Annotated in this window: 10 protein-coding genes; 4 read left to right on the plus strand and 6 right to left on the minus strand. The window is 46.0% G+C overall.

Annotated features, from left to right (window positions below):
* Positions 1-19: 19 nt before the first annotated feature.
* Together folK and panB are read left to right on the plus strand one after the other, a co-directional pair.
* A complete protein-coding gene (gene folK, locus NHB34_RS08370; RefSeq protein ID WP_353427183.1) occupies positions 20-547 on the plus strand; it encodes a 2-amino-4-hydroxy-6-hydroxymethyldihydropteridine diphosphokinase in 528 nt (175 codons plus the stop codon).
* Between the two features lie 17 nt (positions 548-564).
* Positions 565-1,380 carry a 3-methyl-2-oxobutanoate hydroxymethyltransferase gene (gene panB / locus NHB34_RS08375; protein ID WP_353427184.1) on the plus strand — a complete coding sequence of 272 codons (816 nt, stop codon included), beginning with the start codon at positions 565-567 and terminating at the stop codon, positions 1,378-1,380.
* Between the two features lie 20 nt (positions 1,381-1,400).
* Here the strand turns inward: panB and dnaJ are convergent, their stop codons facing one another.
* The 5 genes from dnaJ to hrcA form a co-directional block, all read right to left on the minus strand.
* The gene (gene dnaJ / locus NHB34_RS08380) at positions 1,401-2,534 is read right to left on the minus strand and encodes a molecular chaperone DnaJ (RefSeq protein ID WP_353427185.1); all 1,134 of its coding nucleotides are present in this window, start codon (positions 2,532-2,534) and stop codon (positions 1,401-1,403) included.
* A gap of 108 nt (positions 2,535-2,642) precedes the next feature.
* Positions 2,643-4,574 (minus strand): molecular chaperone DnaK, encoded by a 1,932-nt coding sequence (dnaK, locus tag NHB34_RS08385; RefSeq protein ID WP_353427186.1) that lies wholly within the window; start codon positions 4,572-4,574, stop codon positions 2,643-2,645.
* A 196-nt stretch (positions 4,575-4,770) separates the two neighbouring features.
* Complete coding sequence (gene grpE / locus NHB34_RS08390; RefSeq protein WP_353427187.1) at positions 4,771-5,325, minus strand: nucleotide exchange factor GrpE; 555 nt, start codon at positions 5,323-5,325, stop codon at positions 4,771-4,773.
* 66 nt (positions 5,326-5,391) lie between these two features.
* Positions 5,392-6,483 carry a ferrochelatase gene (hemH, locus tag NHB34_RS08395; RefSeq protein ID WP_353427188.1) on the minus strand — a complete coding sequence of 364 codons (1,092 nt, stop codon included), beginning with the start codon at positions 6,481-6,483 and terminating at the stop codon, positions 5,392-5,394.
* 63 nt (positions 6,484-6,546) lie between these two features.
* A complete protein-coding gene (gene hrcA / locus NHB34_RS08400) occupies positions 6,547-7,557 on the minus strand; it encodes a heat-inducible transcriptional repressor HrcA (protein WP_353427189.1) in 1,011 nt (336 codons plus the stop codon).
* A gap of 37 nt (positions 7,558-7,594) precedes the next feature.
* On the opposite strand from hrcA, the gene NHB34_RS08405 reads away from it, so the two are divergent.
* The gene (locus NHB34_RS08405; RefSeq protein ID WP_353427190.1) at positions 7,595-8,500 is read left to right on the plus strand and encodes an NAD kinase; all 906 of its coding nucleotides are present in this window, start codon (positions 7,595-7,597) and stop codon (positions 8,498-8,500) included.
* A gap of 26 nt (positions 8,501-8,526) precedes the next feature.
* Positions 8,527-10,197 (plus strand): DNA repair protein RecN, encoded by a 1,671-nt coding sequence (gene recN / locus NHB34_RS08410; protein ID WP_353427191.1) that lies wholly within the window; start codon positions 8,527-8,529, stop codon positions 10,195-10,197.
* Here recN and glnE read toward each other — a convergent pair.
* Positions 10,194-13,007, minus strand: coding sequence for a bifunctional [glutamate--ammonia ligase]-adenylyl-L-tyrosine phosphorylase/[glutamate--ammonia-ligase] adenylyltransferase (gene glnE / locus NHB34_RS08415; protein ID WP_353427192.1), 2,814 nt, complete (start codon positions 13,005-13,007; stop codon positions 10,194-10,196). The two genes, recN and glnE, sit on opposite strands and share 4 nt — an antisense overlap.
* Positions 13,008-13,067 lie beyond the last annotated feature (60 nt).

Genomic DNA, 13,067 nt, shown 5'->3' on the forward strand with positions numbered 1-13,067 from the left:
ATCTTGAATTTGGAATCGTATGGCACGAGCTTTTATCGGATTTGGTGGCAATATCGGTGATACGCGTCAGCTCATTACCGACGCCATTGTTTGCTTAGCGCAACGTTCCCAACTTCACATCCTTGCTAAAAGTTGCTTCTATCAAAGCGCGCCTGTTGAAGCTACTGGTGGCGACTACATCAATGCTGTAATTGAAATCGAAACAGAACTCAGCCCCTATGGTCTACTGCATGTTTGCCAAGCAATTGAACAAGAATTTGGTAGAGAACGACCCTACGCAAACGCCCCGCGAACTCTAGATCTCGATATTTTGTCTTTTGAGGGCGTTACTCAAAATGAAACTGAGTTAATCCTGCCCCACCCCAAAATCATTGAACGGTCGTTTGTTCTACTACCTTTACTAGAGATTGCGCCTGATTTCTGTCTACCAAACTTAGGCGAGTTAAAGACCTACCTACCCAAAGTAGCTCACCAACGAATCGAAAAACTACCCTGCCGCAACTGCAATTGCGGGGAAAAAGACGTTTATAGCCAAACGGCGCATTAATTCATTAAACTCTCGCCATGGGTTACTTACAGGGCGACAAGCCAATCACAATTACTAAGCTCCTCGCAATGCATGCCGAGGGTGAGAAGATTTCAATGCTGACAGCATATGACTCCACAATGTCAGCGCTACTCAATCGCTGTGGTGTCGAAACCATTTTGATTGGCGACTCTCTTGGTAACGTGATTCAGGGTCACACTAGCACTACCCCAGTGACAGTCGAGCAAGTTGCTTACCACACCGAATGTGTAGCGCGTGCCAACAGTCATGCGTTTGTTATTGCTGATTTGCCATTTGCTAGCTATGGTGATCCAGTACAAGCTTTGGATTCTGCTGCGACCTTAATGCGTGCTGGTGCAGATATGGTCAAACTAGAAGGTGGTGATTGGCAAATTGAGATCATTCAATACTTAGTTGAGCGTAGTGTGCCTGTGTGTGCACACCTTGGTCTGCTGCCACAGTCGGTTCATGTTTTAGGTGGCTATAAAGTTCAAGGAAAATCCAAAGACGCGGCAAGCTTGATGCTTGAGCAAGCGATTGCATGCGAACAAGCGGGTGCTCAAATGATTGTGCTCGAAGCCATTCCTTCATCGCTTGGTAAAAAGATTACTGAAGCTTTATCCATTCCAACCATTGGTATTGGCGCTGGCCCCGATTGCTCTGGTCAAGTATTGGTACTACAAGATATGTTGGGCATTAGCCCTGGTAAGCCTCCCAAGTTCGTAAAGAACTTTATGGAAGGTCACCATTCGATTGAAGCGGCCGTGAAGGCCTACGTCCGCGAAGTGAAGTCCGGGAAATTTCCCGGAGCGGAACATGGTTTTGCAGGTTAGTTAAATAAGCAATTTGATGTTTAACTAAAGAAGCTTTTCACACCATCAAACCAACCCTTTTGTTGTGGGCTGTGTTTGTCGCCAGCCGACTTCAAACTATCGTCAAACTGTTTGAGTAATTTCTTTTGGTCATCAGTTAACTTGACTGGGGTTTCAACAACCACATGAACAAATAAATCTCCAACCAGCGTAGAGCGAAGTCCCTTGATTCCCTTATTACGCAAGCGGAATGTTTTACCAGTTTGCGTCCCCTCGGGAATGGGAAACTCCACACGACCTGAGAGCGTTGGCACTTCGATCTCACCACCGATTGTTGCCGTAGCAAAAGAGATTGGCATCTGCACATGCAAATCGCTGCCATCACGCTCAAACACCTTGTGTGGCTTAACGCGTACCTCTACATAGAGATCCCCCGCTGGACCTCCATTGATTCCAGGCTCACCATTGCCAACAGAGCGCACACGCATTCCATCATCAATGCCAGCAGGAATCTTGATCTCGAGTGTTTTTTGCTCTTTATGTTTACCAGTGCCATGGCAAGTTTTACAAGGCTTTGGAATGTATTCACCAGTACCGCGACACTTGGGGCAAGTTTGCTGCATTGAGAAAAAACCTTGCTGCACACGCACTTGACCATGACCATCGCAAGTAGAACATTTTTCTGCTTTTGTACCAGGTTCAGCACCCGTGCCGTGACATGGCTTGCAATCACTCCAGCTAGGCACACGAATCTGGGTGGTATATCCTTCGGCAGCCTGCTCAAGGGTAATGTCCATGTTGTAACGCAAATCCGCGCCTTTGTAGACTTGCGGGCCAGCATGGCGACCACCACCTTGGCCAAAAATGTCTCCAAAAATATCGCCAAAAGCATCCGCGAATCCACCGCCGCCAAACCCACCACCAAAACCACCGCCCATCGATGGATCTACACCAGCATGACCATATTGATCATAAGCAGCACGCTTGTTGGGATCAGATAGTGTTTCGTAGGCTTCTTTTGCCTCTTTAAATTGCGCTTCCGCAGTCTTGCTGTCGGGATTACGGTCTGGGTGGTATTTCATCGCTAGCTTGCGATAAGCTTTTTTCAACTCATCATCACTAGCACCCTTCGCTACACCAAGAACTTCATAAAAATCGCGTTTACTTTTAGGCACGGCCTATTCCTCTCAACTTCCCAACAACCTCAATGGCACAAGTCGGCACGAGGCCGACTTGTTATTTAAACACTTCAAAACTTTGTTAAAAAATAGTTTTTGACTTCATTATTTCTTGTCATCAACCTCTTTAAAGTCCGCATCAACTACATCGGCATCTGGGGCTGCACCAGGGGCTGCGCCACCAGGAGCCGCACCTGCAGCGCCAGCCTTAGCCTGCTCTGCAGCCATTACCTTTTCACCTAGCTTCTGACTGACTTTACCCAATGCTTCGGTTTTCGCTTCGATGATTGCCTTGTCGCTACCTTTGATAGCCTCATCCAATTCCTTGAGAGCTGCCTCGATTGCGCTCTTCTCAGAAGCTTCTAGGCCAGCACCATGCTCTTCCAAGGCTTTCTTGGTTGAGTGAGCCAAGGCATCCGCAGTGTTGCGTGCAGTAACCAACTCAAGCGCTTTCTTATCTTCTGCAGCATTCGCTTCAGCGTCTTTAACCATACGCTGAATCTCTTCTTCAGTTAAACCAGAATTTGCCTTAATGGTGATCTTGTTCTCTTTGCCAGTGTTTTTATCTTTTGCAGTGACATGCAAAATACCATTGGCATCGATATCAAAGGTCACTTCAATTTGTGGCATGCCGCGTTGTGCAGGCGCAATACCTTCCAAATTAAACTCACCAAGCAACTTGTTGGCAGAAGCCATCTCGCGCTCACCTTGGTAGCACTTAATGGTTACCGCAGGCTGATTGTCTTCAGCAGTTGAGTACACCTGTGAATGCTTGGTAGGAATCGTAGTGTTCTTTGGAATCATCTTAGTCATCACGCCACCAAGAGTTTCAATACCCAATGACAATGGGGTAACGTCCAAGAGCAATACGTCCTTACGGTCACCAGACAATACGGAACCCTGGATTGCAGCACCAACAGCTACGGCTTCATCAGGATTTACGTCTTTGCGAGGCTCTTTGCCAAAGATCTCTTTTACTTTATCTTGAACCGCAGGCATACGTGTCTGACCACCGACCAAAATCACGTCGTCAATATCAGAAACGCTAACACCAGCATCCTTAATCGCAGTCAAGCAAGGACCTGCAGTGCGATTGATGAGTTCTTCAACCAAAGACTCCAACTTTGCACGAGTTAGCTTCAAGTTCAAGTGCTTAGGACCGCTCGCATCAGCTGTCACGTAAGGCAGATTGATTTCAGTTTGTTGAGCAGAAGACAATTCGATCTTGGCTTTTTCAGCGGCATCTTTCAAGCGTTGTAGCGCCAATACGTCTTTGCTCAAATCTACGCCTTGCTCTTTCTTGAACTCAGCAATGATCCAGTCAATGATGCGTTGGTCAAAGTCTTCACCACCTAAGAAAGTGTCACCATTTGTGGAAAGCACTTCGAATTGCTTCTCACCATCCACGTTGGCGATTTCAATAATGGATACGTCAAATGTACCGCCACCCAAGTCATACACAGCGATCTTGCGATCAGCTTTGTCCTGCTTATCCAAACCAAAAGCCAATGCAGCAGCAGTAGGCTCATTAATGATGCGCTTCACATCCAAACCAGCGATACGGCCAGCATCTTTAGTTGCCTGACGTTGGCTATCGTTAAAGTAAGCAGGAACTGTAATCACAGCCTCAGTCACTTCTTCGCCCAAATAATCTTCAGCAGTTTTTTTCATTTTGCGTAAGATTTCAGCGGACACTTGCTGTGGCGCCATTTTCTTATCGCGCGCTTCAACCCAAGCATCGCCGTTGTCCGCCTGAACAATCGAGTAAGGCATCAAGCTGATGTCTTTCTGTACTTCAGGATCAGTAAATTTACGACCCATCAAACGCTTCACTGCATAGATAGTGTTTTTTGGGTTTGTTACTGACTGACGTTTCGCTGGGGCGCCAACCAATACTTCGCCATCCTCAACATAAGCGATGATGGATGGTGTAGTGCGAGCGCCTTCTGCGTTCTCTACAACTTTAGGCGCATTGTTTTCTACGACTGAAACGCATGAGTTTGTGGTTCCTAAGTCGATTCCGATAATCTTTCCCATAATGGCTCCAAAAAATTAAATTACTTTGTTGTACTTCTAAGTTGTTTCAATTTGAGTGGCAACTCAGTGAATGACCCCGAATTGCCGCGAATATTCCAATACTCGTTAAATGGGGTTAATTCATCCAAATTCAAGGGCTGAAATAGCAAAAAAGGCAGAAATCTGCCTTTTTTATGCAATTTTTCAGGTTTTTTACTTATTTTGGAGCGCTTACAGTCACCAACGCTGGTCTCAAAACCCGATCGGCTACGGTGTAGCCCCGCTGCATTACCGAAACTACGGTATTGGGCTCTTGCTCTGATGGGACCGAGGCAATCGCCTGATGATGATGAGGATCAAACTTATCCCCTATTGCAGGATTAATTTCAGTCATCTTGCCTTTTTCAAACGCAGACAGAAGTTGTTTGAGCGTAATTTCCAGGCCTTCTTTAAATGCTTTTGCATCACCCACATCTGTGCTGAGTGCGGCATACAAACTATCTGTTACCGGAACTAGATGTTCGGCAAAATTCTCAATAGCAAATTTGTGTGCTTTTGCAACGTCCTCAACAGCACGACGACGAATATTTTCACCTTCAGCTTTGGCACGTAAGAAATTGTCCTGTAAATCTGCAATCTTTTGATTGAGCTCTGCAATTTCTTGCTCAGGAGTTTTTACCTCAGGCACGTCTGTAGCAGCTACATTTTCAGCGCTAGAAGGAGCGGCAGAATTCTCTTGCTCGGTCGATTGGTTTTGGTTTTCTTGAGTCATGGACAAAAATTCACTTTTCTATATTGAAGGCAATTGCTTTGATATGTGGGGTCAGTTTATTCAATTTCAAGACTGCTTTTGAACAAACTCTGCCCGATCATTGCGCCTTGCAAGTTCTTCAGAAGACTCAGACCCCAATGACCATCCCTGTAAATGCGTATATGCAATATCAGTCAAGGCCTCAATCCACTTCGGACTGCTGTTCAAGCATGGAATATATCGATAATCTTTGCCGCCGCGCTCTAGAAAGGACTCTCTTGCTTCCATCGCGATTTCCTCTAGAGTCTCTAGGCAGTCCGCTGGGAAGCCCGGGCAAAATACATCAACGCGCTGACAACCTTCTTTCGCTAATTTTTCTAATGTAGGAGCGGTATAGGGCTTTAACCACTCCGCCTTACCAAAACGCGATTGAAATGTAACGATGTATTGATTTGAATCTAGGCCTAGCGCTTCGCCTAGTAGTCGCCCAGTCTTCAGACATTCGCAATGATAGGGGTCACCTTTCATCAGGTTGCGTTTTGGTAGTCCATGAAAAGACATGACCAATCGATCACCTCTTAAAAAATCAGGGCGCCCATCTTTATCCCAACTGCTCAACACTTGATCACGTAAAGCGGCAATATAAGCGGGGTTATCGTGATAATGCTTTACCAAACGCAATTCAGGTTGATTGCGCCAAGTGCTGAGTACTCGGAACACTTCATCAAAACTAGATGCCGTCGTAGTGGCAGAGTACTGAGGGTATAAAGGTAATAGCAATAAGCGCTCCATGCCCTCTGCCTTTAGGTTCTCAAGGACTTCTTGGGTTGAAGGCTTACCATAGCGCATTGCCAAACTTACCAAGACAGTGTGCCCTTCATTTGTAAATTTTTCTTGTAATTCTTTTGCTTGTAAACGCGAGTAATGCATCAATGGCGAACCTAATCGAGGCAACCAAATGGATGCGTATTTTTTAGCGGATGCGCTACTGCGAATCGGCAAAATAATGCCATTCAAAATAAACCACCAAATAAATCGTGGAATCTCAACAACCCGTGGGTCTGATAAAAATTCTTTTAGGTACGCTCTTACCGCTTTAGGGGTAGGCGCAGAAGGCGTTCCTAAATTTAAGAGAAGGACTGCTGTTTTACTTGCGCGCAAGTGTGGATTTTGATTCAAGATAAATTTCTCTAGTAACTATTTAATAAGGGCTTAATAAGAACTGTTGGTAGGACCCGATACTCAAGAGCTGAGGGCACCCGATAACAATTTAGATGTGATATCTACAATCGGAATCACTCTATCGTAAGCCATTCGGGTAGGGCCAATCACTCCCAAGGTGCCTACGATCTGACCATCAACGCTATACGGTGCACTAATCACCGCTAGATCTTCATAAGGCAATAAATCGCTCTCGCCACCAATAAAAATCTGAATGCCGTCAGCATGACTGGATACATCCAATAATTGCATTAGTACGGATTTTTGCTCCAACATATCAAACATCTTGCGCAATTTATCAAGGTTAGAACTCAGGTCGCCAACATTTAGCAAGCGACGCTCCCCCGAGAGCAGCATGTCACCCCGGCTCAGGTCATAATCCGCTACACCACTTTGCAAAGCTAGCGCCATCAAACCAGAAATATCGGCACGCAAGTTATCCAAATCCGCCCGCAAGTGTTGGCGCACTTGTTCAAAACTTTTTCCAGCAAACTGCGTATTAATGTAGTTGCCCGCCTCTATCAGTTGGCTTGGTGTGTAATCTTGATTGGTTGGCAAAATACGATTCTGCACATCGCCTTCTGGCGTCACCATAATGAGCAAAATTTTGCCTTCACCCAAACGCAAAAACTCAATGTGCTTGAAAACTTGAGCTCGCTTCGGCGTCATCACCACCCCGGCGAAATGGCTGAGATTAGACAATATTTGTGCAGCGGAATTGAGCACCCGTTGAGGAGAATCCGGCAATAAGCCTTTTTCTACTTCTTTTGCGGCCATTTCTTCTAATGGACGCACCGTCACCATGGTGTCCACAAAGAGTCGGTACCCTCTAGGAGTTGGAATCCGGCCTGCGGAGGTATGCGGACTCGTAACCAAGCCCATATCCTCTAGATCTGCCATCACATTGCGAATAGTCGCCGCTGACAGGTCTAAACCTGAAAATCTCGATAGCGTGCGGGAACCAATAGGCTGGCCCTCCTCGATATAGCGTTCGATGAGGGTTTTTAGTAAGGCGCGAGAACGTTCATCCATGGTGGAAGGGATTTTATGCCTATGGTTTAATCATCATATGTTAAGCCCATCCCCAAATTCTTCCAAGAAGGCCTTTAGCCGAGTTGCTCTCGTGGGCAAATTCCAGGCGGATGGCATTGATGAGCACCTCAGGGAGCTAGCTAAACTGGTCAACAGCCTAGGTTGTGAAGTCTATATAGAGGCCTCTACAGCTAGCCAATTAAGCTTAAAAGACTATCCCACCAAGACTGCGGAAGACTTTGCTGGGGCAATTGATTTGGTTGTAGTTTTAGGTGGGGATGGCACCATGCTCGGAATTGCCCGCCAACTTGCTGGCAGCCAAGTACCACTTGTCGGAATCAATATGGGACGACTTGGATACATGACTGATATTCCCATTCGCTCCGTTCAAGATACTTTGCCCCAAATCATCGCTGGTGAATATGAAGCGGACACACGCACCTTACTAGATGCTGTAGTCATTCGCGCGGGTAAAGAAATGAACCACGCATTAGCTCTCAATGATGTGGTGGTAAATCGTTCTGGCATTTCTGGAATGGTTGAATTAGCAGTGCATGTTAATGGATCATTTATGTACAACCAGCGCTCCGATGGCTTAATTGTCTCAACGCCAACTGGTTCGACTGCCTATGCCTTGTCTGCCGGTGGCCCCATATTGCATCCGCATGTTGCAGGTATATTGCTGGCCCCAATCGCACCACACTCACTCTCCAATCGACCAATCGTTTTGCCGCAAGATAGCGTTACGATTATTGAAGTGGTTAATGGTCTTGATGTCATTGTGAATTTTGATATGCAATCACAAACCAATTTGCAAAGCGGCGATAAGGTTGAAGTGCGTCAGTCCAATAAGACAATCACTTTCCTACACCCTCGCAGTCATAGCGACTACAAAACCTTACGTGAAAAACTGCATTGGAATGAGTACCCATCGACTTTTTAATGTCGGGTTTCCAGCTACGCTAATACATGCTTCAAACCATCTCCCTTCGCGACTTTGTCATTGTTGACCAACTTGAGCTCGACTTTGCCAGCGGCTTTACTGTTCTAACTGGGGAAACAGGTGCCGGCAAATCTATTTTGCTAGATGCTTTAGGCCTTGTTCTTGGTGAGCGAGCTGATAGCAGCCAAATTCGGGAGGGCAGTAACCGGGCAGAAATCTCCGCTACCTTTAGGATAGAAGCAGAGCTCATTCAATCCTTTGGGAAATGGCTTGATGAACAAGGACTTCCAGACGAAGATGAAGGTCAGACCCTACTGCTAAAAAGAATTGTGGAGTCCAATGGTCGCAGTCGTGCATTTATTAATGGTAGCGTTGCCACATTGACGCAATTGCGCGAAGCGGGCGATCAATTGGTTGATATTCATGGTCAACACGCACATCAATTGCTTCTCAAGAGTGGCGCCCAAAGAGAGTTGCTAGACCGCCATGCCGGTTTACTGCCCCTAGCCTCCAATGTTGCACAAGCTTTCAAAATTCTGAGCGACTCTCGTCGACGCTTGGCACAAGCCGAGAACGCAGGGCAAGATATTGAGCGGGAACGCGAGAGGCTTGAATGGCAACTAGAAGAACTGACTGAACTTTCTCCACAAGAAGGTGAATGGGCGCAGATTCAGTTGGAGCACGCTAGGTTAGCTAATGGAGCGAAATTAATTGGGGGCTGCCAAGAAGCTATTGAGATTTTGAGCGACGCCGACAACTCTTTAGAATCTTCTTTATCCAAAGTATGTGGCAATATCGGCGCGCTAGCGGAACACGATGCCGCATTAAAAGATGTGAGTGATTCTCTTGAAAGCGCTCATATTCAACTCGATGAAGCGATTCATGGTCTAAACCGTTATTTACAAAAAATAGATTTAGATCCTGCCCGTCTTGAACAAGTAGAAGAACGAATGCAAGCTTTACATGGCGCCGCTAAAAAATATCGAGCTGATGTTGATGCGTTACCGCAGCTTCTCCTGGAAACTGCAGACCGCCTAGAAGCGCTCACAGCCTCACAAAACATTGAAGCACTAAGAGAAAAAGTAAAACAGGAAGAGGCTAGCTACCTAAAACTAGCAAAGCAACTTTCAGAGCATCGCAGCAAAGCCGCCAACGACCTTGGCAATCAAATAACAAATGCCATGCAAGATTTATCTATGGCGGGTGGACGTTTAGAAATTACCTTAAACCCTCTCCAAGAGGGTGGTTCACATGGACTTGAACAAGTTGAATTTTTAGTAGCGGGTCATGCTGGTAGCACCCCTAGATCATTAGCCAAGGTAGCCTCAGGGGGCGAGCTGGCGCGCATTAGCCTAGCAATCAGCGTTATCACCAGTAAAGCATCATTTACACCAACACTCATATTCGATGAAGTGGATGCGGGTATTGGCGGCGCAGTAGCCGAAACCGTTGGCAAACTATTGCATCAACTGGGTCAATCACATCAAATTTTGTGCGTCACCCATTTGCCCCAGGTGGCCGCGCAAGGCAATCACCACCTCAAGGTCAGCAAGTCTCAGGCTGGGGATAAAACGGTTTCACAAGTTCAAACCCTTGGTAGATCAGAACGCGTCGAGGAAGTCGCCAGAATGCTCGGTGGTGCAACAATCACCGACACCACCCGCCGTCACGCACGCGAGCTTCTAGAACAACATTAAATCAGCTCTGTATTAGAGGTAGTCTTAAAAACACGCTTCCATAGCAATGAGACATTGTCTCTAGCGATCAGCAAATCAGACTCATTACTTAAATGGATCCGCGTTTTTTCAGCGCCATCTAGACGCAAACGATGTTGTCTTGCTCTTAGCAAACGATATGCATCACCAACGGCTTTTGCAATATCTGCCTCAATTAATCCCACTTCAGCGGCTATTCGCAATAAAGCAATGTTGCCTAAGTTACCAATCAGTTGCGGATGCTGATGCGAATAAGCCAGTACTAAAAACTGGACGATAAATTCGATATCTACCATGCCGCCTGCATCATGCTTTAGATCGAAATCGTTTGTTGGATTGGGGTGGCCCTCATGAACTTTACGTCTCATCTCAACTATTTCATTGCGAAGATGATCAATATCGCGTTGCTGACTCAATACCTCTTGGCGAACTGCATCGAATAAATTGCCTACCAAAACATTTCCAGCGACAAAGCGGGCACGGGTAAGTGCTTGATGCTCCCAAACCCAAGCAGCATTGTCACCTTCACGCATTTGATATTTTCTAAATGCATCCACATTCGTAACCAAGAATCCAGCCGAACCATTTGGACGAAGACGTGTATCGATCTCAAACAGGCTACCAGTAGAGGTGAACGCTGTTAACCAATTGATCATGCGCTTAGCTAATAAGGCATATATTTCTTGAGCCTCATAATCATTTTCTGTTGCTTGATATAAAAAAACTAAATCAAGGTCTGAAGCATAACCAAGCTCTTTGCCACCTAATTTTCCGTAAGCGATGATGGCAAAAGTTGGGGCTAAATTTTTCGGCAGATCAAATTTTTTAGCCACCAATGACCATACACGTTCAAAAGTAGCCTGCAGAATTAAATCGGCAAGCGCGGATAAGTGATCGCTAACTTTTTCGACCGAAAGAGCTTGCTCTACACCAATTCCCAAATCTGCCAATAGCGTAATAAATGTTTCGGTGTGATGGGTTACACGCAAAATATCCATCGCTTGCTCTGATCCATCACCATCTGCCATTACATCGTCTAAGCGCATATCCAGATTGGCTTTTACTTCTCGCCAATAATCTTCTGGATGATCGATCAATGCCCTTTCCATATTCGGGTTAAGCAGATAATCCAGTAGATGCGGATGAGAGATGAGGTACTGCGCACCCCACTGAGATGATTGAAGCAAAGACAACACATTGGACAATGCGCCAGGATACTCAGCCAATATAGATAAGTAAGCACTTCTTCGGGCAATTGCTTCAAGCAAATCAAAAAAGCGTGACAAAGTCTTATCAATATCTTCAGTAGCGTCGCGCTTACTCATCAAAGCATCGGCAGCACTTCGAACCAAGTTATCAAAAATCAGTCGACTTTTTTCAGGCAATTGCTTGGCTTTCGTGCTCGCGATCCATGCATTCCAGCGAGCCAAGGATTGCGGAAATATCTGGGCGTCTGGCAACCAAGTATCTTCGAGGGGTGCGAGATCGAGTCGCGTCTCGTCATCCAATAAGAATGCCTTTTCAAATAATCGCGCCACATTATTTTGATGAGCTTGTAGTACACCTAAAAAACTAGCCTCATCCTTACAGCCCATCGAGATAGCCAGACGTTCGCGAATATCAGCTTGGTCTGGCAAATAATGGGTTTGCTGGTCATCCCAAACCTGGATGCGATGCTCTAGACGCCTTAAAAACTCATAGGCACCCTCAAGATGAGTTACATCATCTGCCGGCAAGATGCCACGTTGGCGAATCAAATCTAATACCTGTAAAGTTGGACGCACCCTGAATCGCGGATCTGTACCTCCGCGCATTAACTGAAACATTTGCGCTAGGAATTCAATTTCACGAATTCCACCCCGCCCCAACTTAATATCATGCGAACGCCCTTGGTGTCCTACTGAACGCTTCTCCGCCTCCCGCTGAATTTGTGCATGCAAATCACGAATTGATGCGATCACCCCATAATCTAAATGCCTACGATAGACAAAGGGGCGAATTAATTGCTCAAGACTTTTTTCGCAATGAGTATGATCCTTGGTGCCTGGCAGTGGTGCTATCAACCTTCCCTTGATCCAAGCGTAACGCTCCCACTCTCGTCCCTGTACCAATAAATACTCTTCTAGCATATCGAGACTGCAAACTAATGGACCTGAATCACCATTTGGTCGTAAACGCATATCCACACGAAATACGAAACCATTTGCATCATGCTCAGATAAAAGCTTGATCAATCGCTTTCCCATGCGGGTAAACCATTCATGATGAGAAAGACTCTTTGGGCCATCCCTTGTCTCACCTTCATGCTCGTACAAAAAAATCAAATCAATATCAGATGAAAGATTTAACTCTAGGCCACCGAGCTTCCCCATCCCCACAACCATCAACGGCATTTCAGATTGGGTAGACTCGCTCCATGGAATACCAAAGCGTGACTGCAAATCCTGATGAATGAAAGTCAAGGCATGATGCACTGCGAATTCGGCAAAATGGCTTAGGCTATGCGTCACCTCTTTCAGATCAGCCAAGCCATTAAGATCGCGAAAAGCTAACCAAAGCATCAATCGCTGGCGAGCAAGACGTAAATCCGCCATAAATTGCGCCTCATCTTGCCCTGCAGTCAAACTATCAAACTTGCAAGGCTCTAAAAGACCCTGGATTCCTTCTAAGGTAATCGCGTGCGGCCCAACAGACTGCAGCCAACCCCTCCATTCAGGTTTAGCACTTAACCAGCGACGAGCGTAATTGGAGTGTTGCTCTAAAAATGCGATTTGTTTTGAAAAATCATCCATCCCATCATCTTAATCCCGAGTATTGGGAGCCACATAGAAGCTTGGCGGCATAGCAAAGCC

The sequence above is a fragment of the Polynucleobacter sp. MWH-UH19D genome (assembly GCF_040409795.1).
Lineage (GTDB): Bacteria > Pseudomonadota > Gammaproteobacteria > Burkholderiales > Burkholderiaceae > Polynucleobacter.

Bases quoted from the DNA above. Each gene is read 5' to 3' on its own strand.
- folK (WP_353427183.1), top strand. From the start codon at position 20: ATGGCACGAGCTTTTATCGGATTTGGTGGCAATATCGGTGATACGCGT.
- panB (WP_353427184.1), top strand. From the start codon at position 565: ATGGGTTACTTACAGGGCGACAAGCCAATCACAATTACTAAGCTCCTC.
- dnaK (WP_353427186.1), bottom strand. From the start codon at position 4,574: ATGGGAAAGATTATCGGAATCGACTTAGGAACCACAAACTCATGCGTT.
- grpE (WP_353427187.1), bottom strand. From the start codon at position 5,325: ATGACTCAAGAAAACCAAAACCAATCGACCGAGCAAGAGAATTCTGCC.
- hrcA (WP_353427189.1), bottom strand. From the start codon at position 7,557: ATGGATGAACGTTCTCGCGCCTTACTAAAAACCCTCATCGAACGCTAT.
- NHB34_RS08405 (WP_353427190.1), top strand. From the start codon at position 7,595: ATGTTAAGCCCATCCCCAAATTCTTCCAAGAAGGCCTTTAGCCGAGTT.
- recN (WP_353427191.1), top strand. From the start codon at position 8,527: ATGCTTCAAACCATCTCCCTTCGCGACTTTGTCATTGTTGACCAACTT.
- glnE (WP_353427192.1), bottom strand. From the start codon at position 13,007: ATGGATGATTTTTCAAAACAAATCGCATTTTTAGAGCAACACTCCAAT.